Here is a 21,796-nt window from a genome sequence, read left to right as displayed (position 1 = left end):
GACGGGGCGGCGCACCGGGACATCTGTCAGTGGCGTGGTGTGCAATGGACCGCGTGTCCGCTTTCGATGAACCCCTGAAGAAGCTGCTCGGCGGAGCCACCGCGAAGGTGATGGCCGAACACCTCGACCTGCACACGGTCGGTGATCTGCTGCACCACTACCCGCGGCGCTACGAGGAGCGGGGCCGGCTCACTGCGCTCACCGAGCTCCCGCTCGACGAGCACGTGACGGTCGTCGCCCAGGTCGCCGACGCACGGATCATGATGTTCAACAACGGCCGCGGCAAGCGGCTCGAGGTCACCCTCACCGACGGGAGCGGCCGGCTCCAGCTGGTCTTCTTCGGGCACGGCGTCCACAAGCCCCACAAGGAACTCCTGCCCGGCCGGCGGGCGATGTTCGCGGGCAAGGTCTCCGTCTTCAACAGGAAGATGCAGCTGGCCCACCCCACGTACCAGCTCCTGGACGCGAGGGACGACGACGACCCGGCCGAGGTGACCGAGGCCGTCGACGCCTTCGCGGGGCAGCTGCTGCCGATCTACCCCGCCTGCAAGCAGCTCGACTCCTGGCGGATCGCCAAGGCCGTCGACACGGTCCTGCCCAGCGCGCGGGAGGCGGTGGACCCGCTGCCCCCGGCACTGCGCGAAGGGCGCGGCTTCCTCCCCCTGCCCGAGGCGCTGCTCAGGATCCACCGGCCGCACACCAAGGCGGACGTCGCCGCCGCGCGGGACCGGCTGCGCTGGGACGAGGCCTTCGTCCTCCAGGTCGCGCTCGCCCGCCGCCGCTACGCCGACACCCAGCTTCCCGCGGTGGCCCGCAGGTCCGTCCCCGGTGGACTGCTCGACGCCTTCGACGCCAAGCTGCCCTTCACCCTCACCGACGGCCAGCAGAAGGTCACCGGGGAGATCTTCGGCGACCTGGCGACGGAACACCCGATGCACCGGCTGCTCCAGGGAGAGGTGGGCTCGGGTAAAGCGCAGCCGCTCGACGCGCTGGTTCTGACCCCCGAGGGCTACAAGCCCATGGGGACCGTCGTGCAGGGCGACGAGGTAGTGGTTCCCACGGGGGAAGTCGCCGTAGTCGACGGGGTCTTTCCCCAGGGGGAGCGGGATGTCTGGCGGCTTGTCCTGTCCGACGACACAGTGGTCGAAGCCGATGACGAGCATCTGTGGATCGTCGGGACCAGCTGTGCCTGGGCCCGCGGGGAAACGCCCAAGGTGATGACGACCCGCGAGATCAGGATGGACACGTGCAAGGCCAACGGGTCGTCCAAGTGGTATCTCCCGTCCGCCACACCGACGGATCTCACATCGGGGTCGGAGCCGCCCCTCGACCCCTATGTCTTCGGATTGCTTCTCGGGGACGGCTCGTTCCGTCACAACCTGCGTCTGTCCACGGCCGACGACGAGATCCTGATGGCAGCGCGATCCGTACTGGGACCGGACTGCGAGCTGGTACCCGTGCCAGGTTCGACGTGTGACTACACCATCCGGATGACGGGGGCCAGGAGCGGATCGCGAAGTAACCCGGTCATCGGCGTGCTGCGTGCGCTGCATCTGTGGGGGGCTACGTCGCACCACAAATTCGTCCCACCGGTATTCATGAACACGACGATCAAGCATCGGCTTGCTGTCCTGCAAGGGCTCATGGACACGGACGGGACCGTGGACGCTCAAGGGATGTGTGTTTCGTTCTGCTCGGCCTCGCGGCAGTTGGCCGACGACGTGGCCTGGCTTGTTCGTTCACTCGGTGGGCGCGCCCGGGTGCATCCGAAACAGGCGGCCTTCAACGTGTCGATCGCCATGCCTGCCGAGTACGTGCCGTTCCGGCTCACTCGCAAGGCCTCACGCATGCGGACCCGACCGAAGTACAACACGTTCCGGCGTGGAATTCGCTCGGTCGAGTACGTCGGGCGAAAGCCGGTGCAGTGCATCAGTGTCGCCCACCCGAGTCACGCGTACATCACCGATCACTTCACGGTCACCCACAACACGATGGTCGCCCTGCGCGCGATGCTGACCGTCGTCGACGCGGGCGGCCAGGCGGCGATGCTCGCCCCCACCGAGGTGCTGGCCCAGCAGCACCACCGGTCGATCACCGAGATGATGGGCGAGCTGGCCGAAGGCGGCATGCTCGGAGGCTCCGACCTCGGCACGAAGGTCGTCCTGCTCACCGGCTCCATGGGCACGGCGGCCCGCCGCCAGGCGCTGCTCGACCTCGTGACGGGCGAGGCAGGGATCGTCATCGGCACCCACGCGCTGATCGAGGACAAGGTCCAGTTCCACGACCTCGGCCTCGTCGTCGTCGACGAACAGCACCGCTTCGGCGTGGAACAGCGCGACGCGCTGCGCTCCAAGGGCAAACAGCCGCCCCACCTGCTCGTCATGACGGCCACCCCCATTCCCCGTACGGTCGCCATGACCGTCTTCGGCGACCTGGAGACCTCCGTCCTGGACCAGCTCCCCGCCGGCCGCTCACCGATCGCCAGCCACGTCGTCCCCGCCAAGGACAAGCCGCACTTCCTCAGCCGCGCCTGGGAACGCGTCCGCGAGGAGGTGGAGAACGGCCACCAGGCGTACGTGGTCTGCCCCCGCATCGGGGACGACGCCGACGAGGCCGGGAAGAAGAAGGAGAAGAAGAAGGCCGCTCCCGAGGACGACGCGGAGAAGCGGCCGCCGCTGGCCGTGCTGGACATCGCCGAGCAGCTCGCCGAGGGCCCGCTGGCCGGCCTGCGCGTAGAGGTCCTCCACGGCAGGATGCCACCCGACGACAAGGACGACGTCATGCGCCGGTTCGCCGCCGGCCAGGTCGACGTCCTGGTCGCCACCACCGTCATCGAGGTCGGGGTGAACGTCCCCAACGCCACCGCGATGGTGATCATGGACGCGGACCGCTTCGGGGTGTCCCAGCTGCACCAGCTCAGGGGCCGCGTCGGACGCGGCAGCGCCCCCGGCCTCTGTCTGCTGGTCAGCGAGGCCCACGAGGCGAGCCCCGCCCGGGCCAGGCTCTCCGCGGTCGCCGCCACCCTCGACGGCTTCGAGCTCTCCCGCATCGACCTCGAACAGCGGCGCGAGGGCGACGTCCTCGGCCAGGCCCAGTCCGGTGTCCGCTCCTCCCTGCGCGTGCTCAGCGTCATCGACGACGAGGAGGTCATCGCGGCCGCCCGCGAGGAGGCCGTCCGAGTCGTCGCGGACGACCCCGGCCTCGATCGCCTGCCGGAGCTGCGCACGGCGCTGGACGCCCTGCTCGACAAGGACCGGGAGGAGTATCTCGACAAGGGGTGACCGGGCGGATCCCCGGCGACGCCATATCGTGGGGAGCACGGCGCACGTCCCGTCCGGTGTGCCGCCCGCGACCCGAGGAACAGACCCATGACCCGCGTCATCGCCGGCTCGGCCGGCGGACGGCGCCTGGCCGTCCCGCCCGGCACCGGCACCCGCCCCACATCCGACCGTGCGCGCGAGGCCCTGTTCTCCACCTGGGAAGCGCTCCTGGGCACCCTCGACGGCGTCCGGGTCGCCGATCTCTACGCGGGTTCCGGCGCCGTGGGCCTGGAGGCGCTCTCGCGCGGAGCGGCCCACGCCCTGCTCGTGGAGGCCGACGCCAGGGCCGCGCGCACCGTCCGCGACAACATCCGCTCCCTCGGCCTGCCCGGCGCCGAACTCCGTGCGGGCAAAGCCGAACAGATCGTCACGGGACCGGCACCCTCGGACCCGTACGACGTGGTTTTCCTCGATCCGCCGTACGCCGTCACCGACGGCGATCTTGGGGAGATCCTGCTCACACTCCGTGCCCAGGGGTGGCTCACGGGCGACGCCCTCGTCACGGTGGAACGGAGCACCAGAGGCGGAGAATTCAGCTGGCCCGAAGGATTCGAGCCACAGCGGGCCCGTCGGTACGGCGAAGCCACGTTTTGGTACGGTCGCGCCGCCTCTACGTGCGAAGACGCACGATGACCGCACCGGAGAGCGAGGGAACCACGTTGCGCCGCGCCGTCTGTCCGGGGTCGTTCGACCCCATCACCAACGGACATCTCGACATCATCGGACGAGCCTCGAAGCTGTACGACGTCGTGCACGTCGCCGTGATGATCAACCAGTCCAAGAAGGGCCTGTTCACCGTCGACGAGCGGATCGACCTGATCCGCGAGGTCACGGCGGACTTCGGCAACGTGGAGGTCGAGTCCTTCCACGGCCTGCTGGTGGACTTCTGCAAGCAGCGCGACATCCCGGCGATCGTGAAGGGCCTGCGGGCCGTCAGCGACTTCGACTACGAGCTGCAGATGGCCCAGATGAACAACGGCCTCTCGGGGGTCGAGACGCTTTTCGTGCCGACGAACCCGACCTACAGCTTCCTGTCGTCCTCCCTGGTCAAGGAGGTCGCGACCTGGGGCGGCGATGTGGCGCACCTGCTGCCGCCGACGGTCCACGAGGCCCTCGTGGAGCGTCTCGGCGAGAAGTGATGCGCTGACCGGCCGTCACCAGGTGTCGGACGGGAGGCGACTGGCCTTACAGTCGTCCCGTCCGTCTCCAACAGCAGCAGAGAGTGGCGAGCACACGGTGGACGTGCAGAAGAAGCTCGACGAGATCGTCGAAACGGTCGGGAACGCCCGCTCCATGCCCATGTCGGCGTCCTGCGTGGTCAACCGGGCCGAACTGCTCGCGATGCTGGAGGAGGTCCGTGAGGCCCTGCCCGGTTCGCTGGCCCACGCCGAGGAGCTCATCGGCGGGCGCGAGCAGCTCGTCGAGCAGGCCCGGCAGGAGGCCGAGCGGATCATCGAGTCGGCCCGCGCGGAACGCGGCTCGCTGATCTCCGGCACCGAGATCGCCCAGCGGTCCCAGGCCGAGGCGGACCGCATCCTGTCCGAGGCCCGCCGGGAGGCCGACGAGGTCCGCGGCGAGGCCGACGAGTACGTCGACAGCAAGCTCGCCAACTTCGAGGTCGTCCTCACCAAGACCATCGGCTCCGTCGACCGGGGCCGCGAGAAGCTCCTGGGCCGGAGCGAAGGCCTCGACGAGCAGGGCTACGAGGACCCCGACTACGCCGAGGCTCCGGAGCGCAGCGCCGACCCGGAGACGCTCCGCCGCCGCGCCGACGACTACGTGGACACCAAGCTCGGCGCCTTCGAGGCCGTCCTGGCCAAGACCCTGGAGGCCGTCGGCCGGGGCCGCCAGAAGCTGCACGGCCGGGTCGCCACCGACGAGCTCGGCGCGCACATGGCCGCACAGGACGCGGCGGGCGGCCACCTGCACACCAGCGACGAGGACCACTGGGCGGGCCTGGCCGAGCTCTCCACCCCCGAGCCGCGGCAGAGCCCCCAGCAGCCGTCCTACGCGGAGCCCGCACAGCCGGACTACACGCCGGCCGCCGGCTACCAGGATCCCGCGCAGAGCGGTTTCCCGGTCCAGGGGCAGCCCGAGCCGCAGTACGCGCAGACGTACGGCTACCAGAACCAGCAGCCCCAGGACGGCTACGGCTACCAGCAGCAGGACCCGTACGGCGCCTACCAGCAGCAGCCGTACGACCCGAACCAGCAGCAGGAGTACTGGCCGCAGCAGGGCCAGGTGCCCGCGCAGCAGGGCGAGAGCGCGCTCGACGAGACCAGCCTCTTCGACACCAGCATGATCGACCTGGAACAGCTGCGCCGCTACGAACAGGGCCGCTGACCGGAGCGGGCCGTACCGGATTGGGAGCTGGGCGGTACGTCCAGTATCCTGGCTCTTCGGTCGCGTGTATGTCCGCGATCCCGGCTGCCCTCTTTCCGTAAGGACAGGGGCGGCCCTCCCGAAGCCGCACCACGCACATGATCTCGAAAGCAGGAAAAGCCCTGAACGGCCATCTCGACCACCGCAGCCCTCTCGTGTTCGATACGCGCGAGCTGGGTCGGCGTCCTGGTGCCATGAAGCGGCTGACCCGCACGGTGGAAGCTCCGAAGGACCTCGGTATCGACGGGGTCATCGGTGTGCAGGAGAACGCGCCCCTGGCGCTGGACCTCCGCCTCGAATCGGTCATGGAAGGGGTGCTCGTCACAGGCACCGCCCGTGCGACGGCCGAGGGGGAGTGCGTAAGGTGTCTGGAGCCGCTGGCCCTCGAGGTCGAAGCGGACTTCCAGGAGATGTTCTCGTACCCTGACGCCGATGACCGGAACCGCAGCAGGACCGCGGACCCGGTCGACGACGCCGAGGACGACGAGGACAGGTTCTTTCTCGAGGACGACTCGTTCGACCTCGAGCCTGTGCTGCGTGACGCGGTGGTGCTCGCACTGCCGCTGCAGCCGGTGTGCAAGGAGACCTGTGCCGGTCTGTGTTCCGAATGCGGAATCAGGCTGGACGAGAATCCGGACCACCACCACGACGTCGCCGACATACGTTGGGCGGCACTGCAAGGACTCGCCGAGACCGTTCAGGACGGCGAGAAGGACAACATGGGCGGCGCCGAACCGGGCGTCGACGAGAAGCAGGAGAAGTAGCCGTGGCTGTTCCGAAGCGGAAGATGTCGCGCAGCAACACGCGCCACCGCCGGTCGCAGTGGAAGGCTGCGGTCCCCACCCTGGTTTCGTGCGAGCGTTGCCAGGAGCCGAAGCTCCAGCACATTGCGTGCCCGAGCTGCGGCACCTACAACAAGCGCCAGGTCCTCGAGGTCTGAGCGGCTGGTGAGAGGCCCGATGTCTGAGTTGTCCAGTTCCAAGAAGACAGACAACATCAACACAGCCTCGTCCCACACGCTTCTGGAAGGGCGGCTCGGGTATCACCTCGAGTCCGCCCTTCTGGTGCGTGCGCTGACCCATCGCTCGTACGCGTACGAGAACGGCGGTCTGCCCACCAACGAGCGGCTGGAGTTCCTCGGGGACTCGGTGCTCGGCCTGGTGGTCACGGACACGCTGTACCGCACCCACCCCGACCTGCCCGAAGGCCAGCTGGCCAAGTTGCGGGCCGCGGTGGTCAACTCGCGTGCACTTGCGGAAGTGGGCCGCGGCCTCGAACTCGGCTCCTTCATCCGGCTCGGCCGTGGTGAAGAGGGCACGGGTGGCCGGGACAAGGCTTCCATCCTCGCCGACACCCTTGAAGCGGTGATCGGCGCCGTCTATCTCGACCAGGGCCTCGGCGCGGCCTCGGAGCTGGTCCACCGGCTCTTCGACCCGCTGATCGACAGGTCCTCCAACCTCGGAGCCGGCCTGGACTGGAAGACCAGTCTCCAGGAGCTCACCGCGAGCGAGAGCCTCGGAGTCCCCGAGTACCTCGTCACGGAGACCGGCCCCGATCACGAGAAGACCTTCACTGCTGCCGCTCGCGTCGGTGGTGTCTCGTACGGCACCGGCACCGGCCGTAGCAAGAAGGAAGCGGAGCAGCAGGCCGCCGAGTCCGCCTGGCGCGAGATCAGCGCCGCCGCGGAAGCACGGGAGGCCGCGGCCAAGGCCGTAGCCGACGGAGGGATCGCCGACATCCCTGCCGACCCGTCGCCGCACTCGGACGCGGCTCCTGCCTGAACCGTCCGAGAGCCCCCCGGTGCCTGGTGCACCGGGGGGCTCTCGCTGTCTCACCCCTGCGCGAAGGAGTCACCGTGCCCGAACTGCCCGAGGTCGAAGTCGTGCGGCGGGGTCTGGAGCGCTGGACCGCCGGCCGCACCGTCGAGGACGTCGAGGTGCTGCATCCGCGTGCGGTGCGCCGGCACCTCGCGGGCGGACCGGACTTCGCGGCCCGGCTCCGCGGTCTGCGCTTCGGCACGGCGATGCGCCGCGGCAAATACCTCTGGGTCCCCCTCGTCGGGGCGGAGTCCTCGCTCCTGGGGCACCTCGGCATGAGCGGTCAGCTGCTCGTGCAGCCCGAGGAGGCCGCCGACGAGAAGCACCTGAGGATCAGGGTCCGCTTCGACGACGCGCTCGGCACCGAGCTGCGCTTCGTCGACCAGCGGACCTTCGGCGGGCTCTCGCTGCACGACAACACCCCCGACGGCCTGCCCGACGTGATCGCGCACATCGCGCGCGACCCCCTCGACCCGGCCTTCGACGACACCGCCTTCCACCTGGCCCTGCGCCTGCGCCGTACGACGGTCAAGCGGGCGCTGCTCGACCAGTCCCTGATCAGCGGCGTGGGAAACATCTACGCCGACGAGGCGCTCTGGCGCAGCCGGCTGCACTACGAGCGGCCGACGGCGACCCTGACCCGCCCGAGGACGGCGGAACTGCTCGGCCACGTCCGGGACGTGATGCGGGAAGCCCTCGACCAGGGCGGCACCAGCTTCGACAGCCTGTACGTCAACGTGAACGGGGAATCCGGCTACTTCGACCGGTCGCTGGACGCCTACGGACGCGAGGACGAACCCTGCCACCGCTGCGGTACGCCGATGCGCCGCCGCCCGTGGATGAACCGCTCCAGCTACTTCTGCCCGCGCTGCCAGCGTCCGCCGCGGATCTCCTGACCTGGCCGGCCCGTCCGCCGCGCGGTCGTCGCCGGCCGCGCGGACGGCTCAGAAGCCGAAGTCCTGCGTCCACCAGGGGCCGCCTGAGCCGAGGTGGACCCCCACGCCGAGCGTCTTGTAATCGCAGTTGAGAATGTTTGCGCGGTGGCCGTCACTGTTCATCCAGGCGTCCATCACGGCCTGTGCGTCGGCCTGGCCCCGGGCGATGTTCTCGCCGCCCAGACCTTGCACACCGGCTGCGGCGGCACGGTCCCAGGGGGTCGCTCCGTCGGGGTCGGTGTGGCCGAAGAAGTCACGGGCCGCCATGTCCTCGCTGAAGTCCTGGGCGAGCGCGGTCAGCGAGGCGCTCGCGGTGACCGGACTGCAGCCGACCTTCGCGCGCTCCTGGTTGACCAAACCGAGCACGGTGGCCTGAGCGGTGGTGGCGGACGGGCTCGCCGGGGCGGTGGCCTCGCGGCTCGGGGCGGCGGACGAGGTCTTCGGAGCCGCCGGCTTGTCGTCCGCGGGGCTGGACGTCGTCGTCTTCTTCGGTTTCGGGGCAGGAGCCTGCGTCCGCTCCGGAGCCTTCGTCGCCGGCTTCGTCGCGGTGGCGGACGGCTTCTTGGACGGCTTCTCGCCCGGGGTGGCCGAAGCGGACTTCGAGGGCGCGGCCGAACGGCCGGCACCCCGGTCCGCCTCGGCGGACGCGGAGGCGGAGGTGCGGCCGGTCGGCTCGGCGGACGACTCGCCCTGGGTCAGCAGGTCGGGGGCACCACCGGCGTGGACTTGGTCGGCCGCCCCGCTCCCGCTCACGCTGTAGCTGTCACCGCCGGGCAGCAGGCCCGAGGCCACGGCGACCGCTCCGACGGCCACGGCTGCGGACACGCCGAGGAGCCCGGCGCGTACAGGTAGGGCTCCGCGCTTCTTCCGGCGCGCGCCCCGGGGGCCGTTCTCCGCGTCCGCCGCGTGCTGCTCAGCGGCGGGGGCCGCGCCTGCGCGTCGATGCCGTCCCATGCGCTGTGCCTTCCTCGTGGTCCGGGGCGTCTTTCAGACGTCACCGCATCAAAGATCAAACTCACCCGTTCGGGTGAGGCTATTGCGAGGGGACCTTACGCCATGGCGGATTGGGGCGGCGTGCTCCTTGAGCAATTGGACGGTTAGCGTTCGGGCATGAACGAAGATGCACGACTCGTCGTATGGGTACGCGGCCGAGTACAGCAAGTAGGGTTCCGCTGGTTCACCAGGGCAAATGCTTTGGAGATCGGAAACCTCACCGGTTTCGCCCTCAATCTCGACGACGGCCGGGTACAGGTGGTGGCCGAAGGGCCGCGTGAGAATTGCCACCGTCTGCTCGACTGGCTCGGCTCCGACGACACACCCGGGCGCGTGGACGGCGTCACTGAGATCTGGGACACGCCCCGCGGTGGATACGAGGGGTTCGCGATCCGCTGATCACGGCCGGGAGAAGCGGGCCGGACGCGCTGTGCGTACGGATGGAGGCGAGCGGTGAACAGAGGGCCGGGGAAGACCTCGCACCCGAAATGACCTGCGGGGGAAGCCGGCATCCGGACATGGTTGCCAAGAGCGGCGCGCCGTGCCAGGCTGCGGCATTGACGAAGATCTCCACACCCCTCGGGAACCCGCAGGAGAGTCGCGCCGCATGATCGTCAGGCCGCGCGCCCCCGGGACACCCGGCCCACCGGCGTGTGATCGTGTTGACCGTCAAAGTTTTTGGTGAGACGCTGAAAACCCCGCGCACCTTAGCTGTTCGGCAGAGCTGGTGACAGCAGAACAGCAGTGAATTCACAGCACTGCCGAGACCGCGGGTGCGATTCCCTCACGACCCACACCGCATCGGTCGGTCACTCAGTGTGGAGGACCTTTCATCATGGCAAAGGCGCTTCTCGGTTACGTCGGCGGTTCCGATCCGCGACTCCTCGCCGAGATGCGACGGCTCCAGAAGCGCGTCCAGGACCTGGAATCCGAGCTCGTACGGATCCAGGACGAGAACGACGCGCTCAACGCCGCCGCCCAGCACCAGGAGTCGCTGCTCGACAGCATCGACATCGACGTACCCCAGGCGGAGCCCGCGCTGACCTGACCCCACGGCCCTGCCGGGGCCGGTCGGGCCACACGCCAGCCGCTCGGGATCAACCACCGAAGTCTTCGTCACGGATCGTCGTCCTGGAACACCGAGGACTGCTCGTGATCCGGTTCGCCAGCGATCCGTAACGCAAGACTGTGCTCGGACGACTGCACAGCAGCACCGTGCAGGATTCACAAGGGACGCTCCGGCGTCCCTTCTTTCTTTCCCCCCGGGCCGTCGTCGGCCTATCGCTCTCCGCTTACCGTCTGATGTGCCCTGCACCTTCATCAGCGAAACCGAGAGTGAAAGGTAGAGTCCGGCGGCGTGCACCTCAAGGCCCTGACCCTCCGTGGTTTCAAATCGTTCGCCTCCGCCACCACCCTTCGGTTCGAGCCGGGGATCACCTGTGTCGTCGGACCCAACGGGTCGGGTAAATCCAATGTGGTGGACGCCCTCTCCTGGGTCATGGGGGAGCAGGGAGCCAAATCCCTGCGCGGCGGCAAGATGGAAGACGTGATCTTCGCCGGCACCACGGGAAGGCCGCCTCTCGGCCGTGCGGAAGTGTCGCTGACCATCGACAATTCCGATGGCGCGCTGCCCATCGAGTACGCCGAGGTGACAATCACCCGGATCATGTTCCGCAACGGCGGCAGCGAATACCAGATCAATGGCGACACCTGCCGGCTGCTCGACATCCAGGAACTCCTCTCGGACTCCGGTATCGGCCGCGAGATGCACGTCATCGTCGGCCAGGGCCGTCTGGACTCGGTCCTGCACGCCGATCCGACGGGGCGCCGCGCCTTCATCGAGGAGGCGGCGGGTGTGCTCAAGCACCGTAAGCGCAAGGAGAAGGCGCTGCGGAAGCTGGAGGCGATGGGTGCCAACCTCGCCCGCGTCCAGGACCTCACCGACGAACTCCGGCGCCAGCTCAAACCGCTGGGCCGGCAGGCAGCCGTGGCCCGGCGGGCCGCTGTCATCCAGGCCGATCTGCGGGACGCCCGGCTGCGTCTGCTCGCCGACGACCTGGTGCGGCTGAGGGAGGCGCTGCGCGGCGAGATCGCCGACGAAGCGGCCCTCAAGCAGCGCCGGGAGGCTGCTGAGGCCGACCTCAGGACGGCGCTCGCCCGCGAGGCGGACCTGGAGGACGAGGTGCGCCGGCTCGCGCCACGGCTGCAGCGGGCCCAGCAGACCTGGTACGAACTCTCCCAGCTGGCCGAACGCGTGCGGGGCACGATCTCGCTCGCCGACGCCCGGGTGAAGAGCGCCACCGCCGCACCGGAGGAGGAGCGGCGGGGGCGGGACCCCGAGGACATGGAGCGTGAGGCCGCCCGCATCCGTGAGCAGGAGGCGGAGCTGGAGGCCGCGCTCGAAGCGGCCGAGCACGCCCTGGAGGACACCACCGCCCACCGCACCGAACTGGAGCGGGAGTTGGCCGCCGAGGAGCGCAGGCTCCGGGACGCGGCCCGGGCCATCGCCGACCGGCGCGAAGGACTCGCACGGCTCACCGGCCAGGTCAATGCCGCCCGCAGCCGGGCGGGTTCGGCGCAGGCCGAGATCGACCGGCTGGCCGCGTCGCGGGACGAGGCGCAGGAGCGGGCGGTCGTGGCCCAGGAGGAGTACGAGCAGCTCAAGGCCGAGGTCGAAGGGCTGGACGCGGGCGATGCCGAGCTGGCGGAGCAGCACGAGGCGGCCAGACGGGAACTCGCCGGGGCGGAGACGGCCCTGAGCGCGGCGCGCGAGGCGCTCACCGCGGCGGAACGCAGCCGCGCGGCGGTCTCCGCCCGGCACGAGGCACTGTCGATGGGCCTCCGCCGCAAGGACGGCACCGGGGCGCTGCTCGGTGCGGGGGACCGGCTCGCCGGGCTGCTCGGACCGGTAGCGGAGCTGCTCACGGTGGCCCCGGGACACGAGGTCGCGGTGGCCGCCGCCCTGGGTGCGGCCGCCGACGCCGTCGCTGTGACGGGGCCAGCCACCGCGGCGGACGCCATCCGCCTGCTGCGCAAGCAGGACGCGGGGCGCGCGGCGCTGGTGACCGGCGGAGCGGCGGGCGGGCAGGTGCCCGCGCAGGGTACGGAGCCGGCGCTGGACCCCCTCGACGGCCCCGCGGTACAGGTGCCCGGGCAGACGTCCGGGCCGGAGCAGGACCCTCGGACCGTCCCGCTCTCCGGGCAGGACCCCACGGCCGTCGCGGTCTCCGGTACGGCATCGGCGGACCCGGCCGTCGCCGTCGGGGGACCCCCCGCGCCCGCCGTCGCGAGCCTGGTGCGGGGGCCCGCCGAACTGGTGGCGGCCGTGCGGCGGCTGGTGCGTGACATGGTCGTCGTCGGCACCCTGGAGGACGCCGAGGAGCTGGTCGCCGCCCACCCTGGGCTGATCGCCGTCACCGCCGAGGGCGATGTGCTGGGCGCCCACTTCGCCCACGGCGGATCCGCCGCGGCACCCAGCCTCCTGGAGGTCCAGGCGTCCGTCGACGAGGCCGCAGCCGAGCTCGCCGAGCTCGCCGTGCGCTGCGAGGAACTCGCCTCGGCCCAGCGCGCCGAGGCCGCACGGCGCGGCGAGGCCGCCGCCCGGGTGGAGGAGCTGGCGGACCGGCGCCGGGCGGCCGAGCGGGAGAAGTCGGGGGTGGCTCAGCAGCTCGGGCGGCTGGCCGGGCAGGCCCGTGGCGCCGCGGGAGAGGCCGAGCGGATGACCGCGTCCGCCGCCCGGGCCCAGGAGGCGCTGGAGCGTGCCACCGAGGAGGCCGAGGAGCTGGCGGAACGACTGCAGGTCGCGGAGGAGACCCCGGTCGAGGAGGAGCCCGACACCTCCGTACGCGACCGCCTCGCCGCCGACGGGGCCAACGCACGCCAGACCGAGATGGAGGCCCGCCTCCAGGCCCGTACGCACGAGGAGCGGGTCAAGGCGCTCGCCGGACGGGCCGACGCCCTCGACCGCGGGGCCCGGGCCGAGCGTGAGGCGCGCACCCGTGCCGAGCAGCGCCGTGCCCGGCTGCGCCACGAGGCGGCCGTGGCCACCGCCGTGGCCTCGGGCGCGCGGCAGCTGCTCGCCCACGTCGAGGTCTCGGTCGTACGGGCGGACGAGGAACGGACCCGGGCCGAGGCGGCGAAGGCCGAGCGTGAGCGGGACCTGGCGGCCGAACGCGGCCGCGGCCGTGACCTCAAGAGCGAGCTGGACCGGCTCACCGACTCGGTGCACCGGGGTGAGGTGCTCGGCGCGGAGAAGCGGCTGCGCATAGAGCAGGTGGAGGCCAAGGCGCTGGAGGAGTTCGGCGTCGAGCCGGCCGGCCTGGCCGCCGAGTACGGTCCGGAACAGCTGGTGCCGCCGTCGCCCGCCGCGGAGGGCGAGGAGCTCCCGGCGGATCCGGAGGACCCGCGCAACCAGCCGAAGCCGTTCGTCAGGGCCGAGCAGGAGAAGCGGCTGAAGGCGGCCGAACGGGCGTATCAGCAACTCGGGAAGGTGAATCCGCTCGCCCTGGAGGAGTTCTCGGCGCTGGAGGAGCGGCACAAGTTCCTCTCCGAGCAGCTCGAAGACCTGAAGAAGACCCGGGCCGATCTGATGCAGGTGATCAAGGAGGTCGACGAGCGGGTCGAGCAGGTGTTCACGGAGGCGTTCCGGGACACCGCACGCGAGTTCGAAGGCGTTTTCTCCCGGCTCTTCCCCGGCGGCGAGGGCCGTCTCATCCTCACCGACCCGGACAACATGCTGACGACCGGTCTCGACGTCGAGGCCAGGCCGCCCGGCAAGAAGGTCAAGCGGCTCTCCCTGCTGTCCGGCGGCGAGCGATCCCTTACGGCCGTTGCCCTGCTGGTCTCCATCTTCAAGGCCAGGCCGAGCCCGTTCTACGTCATGGACGAGGTGGAAGCGGCGCTCGACGACACCAATCTGCAGCGGCTGATCCGGATCATGGTGGAGCTCCAGGAGAGCTCCCAGCTCATCGTCATCACGCACCAGAAGCGGACGATGGAGGTCGCCGACGCGCTGTACGGGGTCTCGATGCAGGGCGACGGAGTCTCCAAGGTGATCAGCCAGCGGCTTCGCTGAGGCCTGCGTACATCGGCTGACGGGTGGTCACACCACCTTCACGTAATCTTCGACACTTCAACGCACCTTCTGGGCACTTCTGGGTACTCGTGAGGCACCTCTTGACTCGAACCCGAGTCTTGACTTCGAAACTTGAACGCATAACCTCAGCAATGTTGTTTTTACCTTCAAGTGGTGGTCGGCCGAAAGTTGTGCGCCACTAGGAGGGCTCACCCCCCACACCTGACGTTGCGGCCAGGTACCAGGAGTTCATGTGACCAGCACAGCGCGCGGACCGGAGTCCGGAGCCCGGGAGGCCCACCCGGACCATCTCGGCCATGTCATCTTCATCACCGCAGCCGCAGCGATGGGCGGCTTCCTCTTCGGCTACGACAGTTCCGTGATCAACGGCGCCGTCGAGGCCATCCGGCACCGCTACGAGATCGGGTCGGGGACGCTCGCGCAGGTGATCGCCATCGCGCTGATCGGCTGTGCGATCGGCGCGGCGACGGCGGGGCGCATCGCCGACCGGATCGGGCGTATCCGCTGCATGCAGATCGCGGCGGTCCTCTTCACCATCAGCGCCGTCGGCTCCGCGCTGCCGTTCGCCCTCTGGGACCTCGCCATGTGGCGGGTCATCGGCGGCTTCGCGATCGGCATGGCCTCCGTCATCGGCCCGGCCTACATCGCCGAGGTCTCGCCGCCCGCCTACCGCGGCCGCCTCGGCTCCTTCCAGCAGGCCGCCATCGTCATCGGCATCGCCATCTCCCAGCTGGTCAACTACGGCATCCTGCAGCTCGCCGACGGCGACCAGCGCGGCAAGATCGGCGGCTTCGAGGCCTGGCAGTGGATGCTCGGCGTGATGGTCGTGCCGGCGATCCTGTACGGACTGCTGTCCTTCGCGATCCCCGAGTCGCCGCGCTTCCTGATCTCCGTCGGGAAGAGGGACCGGGCCCGGAAGATCCTCGAAGAGGTGGAGGGCAAGAACGTCGATCTCGACGCGCGTGTGAACGAGATCGAGACGGCCATGCGCCGTGAGCACAAGTCGAAGTTCAGCGACCTGCTCGGAAGCCGCTTCGGCTTCCTGCCGATCGTCTGGGTCGGTATCGGTCTGTCGGTCTTCCAGCAGCTCGTCGGCATCAACGTGGCGTTCTACTACTCGGCGACGCTGTGGCAGTCCGTCGGCATCGACCCGTCCGGCTCGTTCTTCTACTCCTTCACCACGTCGATCATCAACATCATCGGCACGGTGATCGCCATGATCCTGGTGGACCGGGTGGGCCGTCGGCCGCTCGCGCTCATCGGCTCCACCGGCATGGCCATCGCCCTGGCGTTCGAGGCGTGGGCCTTCTCCGCGGATCTCGTGGACGGCAAGCTGCCGAGCACGCAGGGTGTCGTGGCGCTGGTCGCGGCCCACGTCTTCGTGCTCTTCTTCGCCCTGTCGTGGGGTGTCGTGGTCTGGGTCTTCCTCGGCGAGATGTTCCCGAACCGGCTCCGCGCCGCCGCACTCGGTGTCGCCGCCTCCGCACAGTGGATCGCCAACTGGGCCATCACCGCGAGCTTCCCGAGCCTGGCCGACTGGAACCTGTCGGGCACCTACATCATCTACACCTGCTTCGCCGTGCTCTCCATCCCCTTCGTGCTCAAGTTCGTGAAGGAGACCAAGGGCAAGGCGCTGGAGGAGATGGGCTGATCCCCGCTGCCCCTCTCCTCGACCCCGCTGCCCCGGTCCGGCCCATGCCGGCCCGGGGCAGCGTTCTGTCGTGCCCGGACATGTGTGGAGACGGTCCGCCGGTCCGCCGTCAGGACCGCGCCGGCGCGCCGTCCGTCCCGTCCGCCGCGCGCGGCAGTGCCGTGTACACCCCCGCCGCGACGAGGATCGTGGCCGCCCAGCCCAGGCCGTGACGCCCGATCCACCAGCCGGCGAGCGGGCCTGTGAACCACTCGACATCGGTGAACAGCAGCCCGGTCACCAGCGCGGCTCCCCAAGCCCCCATGGCCTGTCGGCTGAACCCCCCGGCGTACCAGTAACCGCTGCGCGGAGTGGTGTCCATGAGGGCCTCGGCGTCGTACGTACGGCCGCGCAGCAGATCGACACCGAAGACCCCGATCCAGGCGGAGAACGTCACACCCAGCAGGGTCAGGAACGAGAGGAAGGTGTCGATGAAACTCCTCGCCACCATCATCAGGGCCCCGCCCAGGAGCAGGCTGATCGCCGCGTTCACCCCCACGGCCCAGGCGCGGGGCACCGCGAAGCCGAGGGTCTGCGCGGTGAATCCGGCGGAGTACATCGACATCGCGTTGATCAGCACCATGCCGACGACGGCCGTCAGGAGGCAGGGCACCGAGATCCACTTCGGCAGCAGCTCGCCGATGAACGCCACGGGATCCTTCGTGACGGCCAGGTCCGGTGAGCTCACCGCCATGAGCGCACCCGTCATCACCAGCGGCGCCACCGTGACCAGCGCCCCGCCCACGGTCGCGCCGACCATCGCCCGGCCGGACGCTGAGCGCGGCAGGTAGCGGGCGAAGTCCGGTGCGGAGGGGGCCCAGCTGATGCCCCCGGCGGCCAGGGTGCCGATCCCCGCGACCATCGCCGCCGCCGGGCCCGGCGGCCGTTCCAGGACGGTCCGCCACGGGATCGAGCCGATCAGCTGGACCAGGACCAGGAGGCTCGCCGCCCCGAAGAGCCGGACGGAGACCCAGGAGGCCACGCGGAGCGCTCTGATCCCGAGCCCCGAGACGAGGAAGCCCGCGGCGACGAAGGCCGTCAGGACGACCAGGGTCAGCGCGTGGGTACGCCGGATGCCGAACAACAGATCGAGTACGGCCAGGAGGGCGTAGGAACCGGTGACCGCGTTCACGGTCTCCCACCCCCAGCGGGCGACCCACAGCAGGGCTCCGGGGAGGAGGTTGCCGCGCTGTCCGAAAACCGCCCTGGACAGTGCCATCCCGGGCGCCCCGCCGCGCTTGCCCGCGATCGACACGAGGCCGACCAGCCCGAACGAGATCACGGGGGCCGTCACCGCCACGGCCAGCACCTGCCAGAGATTCAGCCCGTTGAAGACGGTGAGCCCGGCCCCCACGGTGAGCAGCAGCACCGTCATGTTCGCCGTCACCCAGGTGGGGAAGAGGGCCCGGACCCGGCCGGTGCGCTCGTCGTCGGGGACGGGATCCAGGCCGCGGTTCTCCACGGGCAGCAGCGTACCTTTACCCCCAAACGTGGCATACCGACCATGCGGTCGACACCCGGCGCCCGCCAGGGCCGCGCCGGACCGTGGCTGTGGCCGATACTGGACGCGTTATGGAAATCGTCATCCTTGCTGTAGTCATCGCCCTGGTCGCGGTCGGCCTGATCAGCGGGCTCGTGGTCAGCAGCCGCAAGAAGAAGCAGCTGCCGCCCTCGGCGCCGTCGAGCACGCCGACCCTCACTCCTCCCGCCGAGCCCCGCGTCGGCGAGGAGGCCGAGACGCCGCGCGACGAAGCGCGGCGCACCATCGAGGAGGTCGGTCTCCCCGGCGCCGGGACCCCCGTCGAGGAAACCCCCGTCGTCATCGAGCCGGAGATCCCTGAGCTCGAAGTACCCGAGCCCACCGCGGGCCGCCTGGTGCGGCTCCGCGCCCGGCTCGCCCGTTCGCAGAACTCCCTGGGCAAGGGGCTGCTCACGCTCCTGTCCCGCGACAACCTCGACGAGGACACCTGGGAGGAGATCGAGGACACCCTCCTCACCGCCGACGTCGGCGTCGCCCCCACCCAGGAGCTGGTGGAGCGGCTCCGTGAGCGGGTCCGTGTCCTCGGCACCCGTACGCCCGACGAGCTGCGCACCCTGCTGCGCGAAGAGCTCGTCACCCTGCTGGGGCCCGACTTCGACCGCACGGTGAAGACCGAGGGCGGCGAGGCGACCCCCGGCGTCGTGATGGTCGTCGGGGTCAACGGCACCGGCAAGACGACCACGACGGGCAAGCTCGCCCGGGTCCTCGTCGCCGACGGCCGCAGCGTCGTGCTCGGTGCCGCGGACACCTTCCGCGCCGCCGCCGCCGACCAGCTCCAGACCTGGGGCGAGCGCGTCGGCGCCCGTACGGTGCGCGGCCCCGAGGGCGGCGACCCCGCGTCGATCGCCTTCGACGCGGTGAAGGAGGGCATCGCCGAGGGCGCCGACGTGGTGCTCATCGACACCGCGGGCCGGCTGCACACCAAGACCGGCCTGATGGACGAGCTCGGCAAGGTCAAGCGGGTCGTCGAGAAGCACGGACCGCTCGACGAGATCCTGCTCGTCCTCGACGCCACGACCGGACAGAACGGCCTCGTCCAGGCGCGGGTCTTCGCCGAGGTGGTCGACATCACCGGCATCGTGCTCACCAAGCTGGACGGCACCGCCAAGGGTGGCATCGTGATCGCGGTCCAGCGTGAGCTGGGCGTCCCCGTGAAGCTCATCGGCCTCGGCGAGGGTCCCGACGACCTCGCCCCGTTCGAGCCGGGTGCCTTCGTCGACGCGCTGATCGGCGACTGACCGGCCGTACGCACGCGTACGCACTCGTACGCGCGAAGGGCGGTGGACCCGGCAGGGGTTCACCGCCCTTCGGCGTTCACCACCGGTGGCATATGTAGGCGAGCGTGCCCAGCAGCAGCCGGGCCTGCGGGGGCGCGGCGGCGGTGTCCGGCACCGGCGGGCGCAGCCAGCGGACCGGTCCGAGGCCTCCGAGGTCCGACGGGGGAGCGGTGACGTACGCGCCACGGCCCAGGGCGCGCAGGTCCAGAACCGCGTCGTCCCAGCCCATCCGGTAGAGCAGCCCGGGAAGCCCGGCCGCCGCCCCCGGCGCGACGAAGAACTGTGTACGGCCGGTCGGTGTCACCGACACCGGGCCCAGGGGCAGTCCCATCCGCTCCATCCGCACCAGCGCGCGCCTCCCCGCCGCCTCGGGAACATCGAGGACGTCGAAGGAACGGCCGGCGGGGAGCAGCATCGAGGCGCCCGGCACCTCGGCCCAGGCGTCCGAGGCCATACCCAGGGTGGCGCCCGGCGGCACCTCGCGGGCGAAGTCCAGCGGATGCGCGCCGGGGGCGGCGCACGCGGGGTCGCCGCAGGAGCAGACGCCCGCCGCGGCACGCGCGCCCGGAGCCACCGCCCAGCCCCAGAGTCCTGTGTATTCGGCCACCGCGGTCGCCCCGGCCGCACGGCCGCGCCGCCGCGTGCCGGACCGCATCTCCCGGATGCCGCCGATCGTGAAGCCCATGCCCCCTCCAACGGGTCCGACTCACCGGTGGTTACGACCCGGAGCACCGGACGTCCTCCGTCGCCGCCGATCCGCCGGAGCGCGGGGGTCGCGTCACAGGGGTGCGCGAGGTGCTGCGCGCGCCCCTGAATGCTTCACTCCGCTCGCTGCTGATCGTGGCCTGTCAAGTGAATCGCGGACCGTGCCGGACGGGTTCATCCGAAGGGGTGGCGAATGGTGGCGTTTCTGCAACGGCCCTCGCCGCAGCGGTGATCGTAGGATTACCGTGGGTACTCGAAGCTGCAATTGCATCTGCAGTTGAGTATGCCGATGGCAATTCGCCGATCTGTTCGATGGGGCGCAACGGGCGTACGGGCAGCACCGAGGCGCGGCATTCTGATAGAGGTTCGCGCGACAGGTTTCAGCGGGATGGGGGCGTTCCAGTGAGTGGCAGCGGCGCAGGCGAGACGAATGCCGGAAAGCGCCCCAACGGGCCATTGGGATCGTGGTTCGTGCGGAGCGGCTGGTCGAAGGGCGAGCTCGCCCGCCAGGTGAACCGGCGCGCCCGCCAGCTCGGTGCCCACCACATCAGCACCGACACCTCCCGGGTGCGCCGCTGGCTCGACGGCGAGCAGCCCCGCGAGCCGATCCCGCGCATCCTCTCCGAGCTCTTCTCCGAGCGCTTCGGCACCGTCGTCTCCGTCGAGGACCTCGGACTGCGCGCCGCCCACCAGGCGCCCTCGGTGGCGGGGGTCGACCTGCCCTGGGCCGGACCGCAGACCGTCGCACTGCTCAGCGAGTTCTCCCGCAGCGACCTCATGCTCGCCCGGCGCGGCTTCCTCGGCAGCTCCCTCGCCCTGGCCGCCGGACCCACCCTCATCGAGCCCATGCAGCGCTGGCTGGTGCCCGTCACCCGCCAGGGGCAGCCGGAACCCGAGCTGCCGACAGCGGAGAGCCGCCCCTCACGCCTCTCCGGTCCCGAGCTCGACCTGCTGGAGTCCACCACGGCGATGTTCCGTCAGTGGGACGCCCAGTGCGGCGGCGGGCTGCGCCGCAAGGCCGTCGTCGGCCAGCTCCACGAAGTCACCGACCTGCTGCAGGAACCGCAGCCCCAGGCCACCGCCAGGCGTCTGTTCCGCTGCGCGGCCGAACTGGCCGAGCTCGCGGGCTGGATGAGCTACGACGTGGGCCTCCAGCCCACCGCCCAGAAGTACTTCGTGCTCGCCCTGCACGCCTCCAAGGAGGCCGGGGACAAGCCGCTGGGTTCGTACATCCTCTCCAGCATGAGCCGTCAGATGATCCACCTCGGCCGGCCCGACGACGCACTCGAACTCATCCACCTCGCCCAGTACGGCAGCCGTGACTGCGCCACCGCCCGGACCCAGGCCATGCTGTATGCGATGGAGGCACGCGCCTACGCCAACATGGGCCAGCCGAGCAAGTGCAAGCGGGCGGTCCGGATGGCTGAGGACACCTTCGCCGACGCCGTCCTCGACGACGAGCCCGAGCCCGACTGGATCCGCTTCTTCTCCGACGCCGAGCTCCACGGCGAGAACGCCCACTCCTACCGTGACCTCGCCTATGTCGCCGGCCGCAGCCCCACCTACGCCTCGCTCGCCGAGCCCGTCATGACCCGTGCCGTCGAGCTCTTCGGTGAGGACGACGAGCACCAGCGGTCCTACGCGCTCAATCTGATCGGCATGGCCACCGTGCACCTCCTCAAGCGCGAACCGGAGGAGTCGACGGTCCTGGCCACCAGGGCCCTGAAGATCGCCAAGAAGGTCAGGTCGGAGCGCGTCAACACGAGGCTCCGCAAGACCGTCGACACCGCTGCCAGGGACTTCGGTGACATCCCCGAGGTCGCCCGGCTCACCGACCTGCTCACCGAGCAGCTTCCGGAGACCGCCGAAGCGGTCTGACCGGCACTCCTGCCACCGGCCACGACGGCCGCCCCCGCACCACCCGACCCGGCTCCCCCATCGCCCGGTCAGCGGGGAGCCGTCGTGGCCGGTTCACGTTCCCGGCCGCTCCGGCCGCTCCGTATGCGGCGCAGGCAGCATGGTAGGCAGCACACCGGGTCCGA

At 70.4% G+C, this 21,796-nt stretch carries 17 protein-coding genes; 14 read left to right on the top strand and 3 right to left on the bottom strand.

Features of this window, described 5'->3' with window-relative positions:
• The first annotated feature begins 44 nt into the window (after nt 1–44).
• The 8 genes from ACZ32T_RS17730 to mutM all read left to right on the top strand — a co-directional run bounded on the left by ACZ32T_RS17730 (nt 45) and on the right by mutM (nt 8,415).
• Nucleotides 45–3,281, top strand: a complete 3,237-nt coding sequence (locus ACZ32T_RS17730; RefSeq protein WP_467367697.1) for a helicase-related protein — start codon at nt 45–47, stop codon at nt 3,279–3,281.
• Nucleotides 3,282–3,368: 87 nt separating this feature from the next.
• Nucleotides 3,369–3,953, top strand: a complete 585-nt coding sequence (gene rsmD / locus ACZ32T_RS17725) for a 16S rRNA (guanine(966)-N(2))-methyltransferase RsmD (RefSeq protein WP_467270532.1) — start codon at nt 3,369–3,371, stop codon at nt 3,951–3,953.
• Nucleotides 3,954–3,979: 26 nt separating this feature from the next.
• Nucleotides 3,980–4,459: a pantetheine-phosphate adenylyltransferase gene (gene coaD, locus ACZ32T_RS17720; protein ID WP_467270695.1), complete on the top strand. Its 480-nt coding sequence runs from the start codon at nt 3,980–3,982 to the stop codon at nt 4,457–4,459.
• A gap of 97 nt (nt 4,460–4,556) precedes the next feature.
• Nucleotides 4,557–5,663, top strand: a complete 1,107-nt coding sequence (locus ACZ32T_RS17715) for an ATP synthase subunit B family protein (RefSeq protein WP_467367695.1) — start codon at nt 4,557–4,559, stop codon at nt 5,661–5,663.
• A gap of 137 nt (nt 5,664–5,800) precedes the next feature.
• A complete protein-coding gene (locus ACZ32T_RS17710) occupies nt 5,801–6,466 on the top strand; it encodes a YceD family protein (protein ID WP_467270536.1) in 666 nt (221 codons plus the stop codon).
• Between the two features lie 2 nt (nt 6,467–6,468).
• Nucleotides 6,469–6,642, top strand: coding sequence for a 50S ribosomal protein L32 (gene rpmF, locus ACZ32T_RS17705; RefSeq protein ID WP_003965982.1), 174 nt, complete (start codon nt 6,469–6,471; stop codon nt 6,640–6,642).
• A gap of 19 nt (nt 6,643–6,661) precedes the next feature.
• Nucleotides 6,662–7,483, top strand: coding sequence for a ribonuclease III (gene rnc, locus ACZ32T_RS17700; protein ID WP_467270538.1), 822 nt, complete (start codon nt 6,662–6,664; stop codon nt 7,481–7,483).
• 74 nt (nt 7,484–7,557) lie between these two features.
• Complete coding sequence (gene mutM / locus ACZ32T_RS17695; protein ID WP_467270540.1) at nt 7,558–8,415, top strand: bifunctional DNA-formamidopyrimidine glycosylase/DNA-(apurinic or apyrimidinic site) lyase; 858 nt, start codon at nt 7,558–7,560, stop codon at nt 8,413–8,415.
• A gap of 48 nt (nt 8,416–8,463) precedes the next feature.
• On the opposite strand, the gene ACZ32T_RS17690 is transcribed toward mutM, so the two are convergent.
• Nucleotides 8,464–9,408, bottom strand: coding sequence for a CAP domain-containing protein (locus ACZ32T_RS17690; protein ID WP_467367693.1), 945 nt, complete (start codon nt 9,406–9,408; stop codon nt 8,464–8,466).
• A 156-nt stretch (nt 9,409–9,564) separates the two neighbouring features.
• Between ACZ32T_RS17690 and ACZ32T_RS17685 the strand changes: the two genes are divergently transcribed.
• The 4 genes from ACZ32T_RS17685 (at nt 9,565) to ACZ32T_RS17670 (ending at nt 16,193) form a co-directional block, all read left to right on the top strand.
• Complete coding sequence (locus ACZ32T_RS17685) at nt 9,565–9,846, top strand: acylphosphatase (RefSeq protein WP_073745712.1); 282 nt, start codon at nt 9,565–9,567, stop codon at nt 9,844–9,846.
• Nucleotides 9,847–10,282: 436 nt separating this feature from the next.
• Nucleotides 10,283–10,495, top strand: a complete 213-nt coding sequence (locus ACZ32T_RS17680; protein ID WP_033304037.1) for a hypothetical protein — start codon at nt 10,283–10,285, stop codon at nt 10,493–10,495.
• A gap of 309 nt (nt 10,496–10,804) precedes the next feature.
• Nucleotides 10,805–14,521, top strand: a complete 3,717-nt coding sequence (locus ACZ32T_RS17675; RefSeq protein ID WP_467367691.1) for an AAA family ATPase — start codon at nt 10,805–10,807, stop codon at nt 14,519–14,521.
• A 253-nt stretch (nt 14,522–14,774) separates the two neighbouring features.
• Nucleotides 14,775–16,193 (top strand): sugar porter family MFS transporter, encoded by a 1,419-nt coding sequence (locus ACZ32T_RS17670; protein ID WP_467270549.1) that lies wholly within the window; start codon nt 14,775–14,777, stop codon nt 16,191–16,193.
• A gap of 109 nt (nt 16,194–16,302) precedes the next feature.
• Here the strand turns inward: ACZ32T_RS17670 and ACZ32T_RS17665 are convergent, their stop codons facing one another.
• Nucleotides 16,303–17,694 carry a purine-cytosine permease family protein gene (locus ACZ32T_RS17665; RefSeq protein ID WP_467367689.1) on the bottom strand — a complete coding sequence of 464 codons (1,392 nt, stop codon included), beginning with the start codon at nt 17,692–17,694 and terminating at the stop codon, nt 16,303–16,305.
• A 110-nt stretch (nt 17,695–17,804) separates the two neighbouring features.
• Between ACZ32T_RS17665 and ftsY the strand changes: the two genes are divergently transcribed.
• Entirely contained in the window at nt 17,805–19,010 is a 1,206-nt protein-coding gene (gene ftsY, locus ACZ32T_RS17660) for a signal recognition particle-docking protein FtsY (protein ID WP_360368679.1), read from the top strand.
• Between the two features lie 76 nt (nt 19,011–19,086).
• On the opposite strand, the gene ACZ32T_RS17655 is transcribed toward ftsY, so the two are convergent.
• Nucleotides 19,087–19,734, bottom strand: a complete 648-nt coding sequence (locus tag ACZ32T_RS17655) for a bifunctional DNA primase/polymerase (RefSeq protein ID WP_467270555.1) — start codon at nt 19,732–19,734, stop codon at nt 19,087–19,089.
• A 422-nt stretch (nt 19,735–20,156) separates the two neighbouring features.
• On the opposite strand from ACZ32T_RS17655, the gene nsdA reads away from it, so the two are divergent.
• Nucleotides 20,157–21,632: a transcriptional repressor NsdA gene (gene nsdA / locus ACZ32T_RS17650; RefSeq protein WP_467270557.1), complete on the top strand. Its 1,476-nt coding sequence runs from the start codon at nt 20,157–20,159 to the stop codon at nt 21,630–21,632.
• The last annotated feature ends 164 nt before the right edge of the window (nt 21,633–21,796 follow it).

The organism is Streptomyces sp. NPDC023573 (genome assembly GCF_055559735.1).
Note: the sequence above shows the minus strand (reverse complement) of the source record. Positions and strands in the feature narration are given on the sequence as shown.

Bases quoted from the DNA above. Each gene is read 5' to 3' on its own strand.
- ACZ32T_RS17730 (WP_467367697.1), top strand. From the start codon at position 45: ATGGACCGCGTGTCCGCTTTCGATGAACCCCTGAAGAAGCTGCTCGGC.
- rsmD (WP_467270532.1), top strand. From the start codon at position 3,369: ATGACCCGCGTCATCGCCGGCTCGGCCGGCGGACGGCGCCTGGCCGTC.
- ACZ32T_RS17710 (WP_467270536.1), top strand. From the start codon at position 5,801: ATGATCTCGAAAGCAGGAAAAGCCCTGAACGGCCATCTCGACCACCGC.
- rnc (WP_467270538.1), top strand. From the start codon at position 6,662: ATGTCTGAGTTGTCCAGTTCCAAGAAGACAGACAACATCAACACAGCC.
- ACZ32T_RS17690 (WP_467367693.1), bottom strand. From the start codon at position 9,408: ATGGGACGGCATCGACGCGCAGGCGCGGCCCCCGCCGCTGAGCAGCAC.
- ACZ32T_RS17685 (WP_073745712.1), top strand. From the start codon at position 9,565: ATGAACGAAGATGCACGACTCGTCGTATGGGTACGCGGCCGAGTACAG.
- ACZ32T_RS17680 (WP_033304037.1), top strand. From the start codon at position 10,283: ATGGCAAAGGCGCTTCTCGGTTACGTCGGCGGTTCCGATCCGCGACTC.
- ftsY (WP_360368679.1), top strand. From the start codon at position 17,805: ATGGAAATCGTCATCCTTGCTGTAGTCATCGCCCTGGTCGCGGTCGGC.
- ACZ32T_RS17655 (WP_467270555.1), bottom strand. From the start codon at position 19,734: ATGGGCTTCACGATCGGCGGCATCCGGGAGATGCGGTCCGGCACGCGG.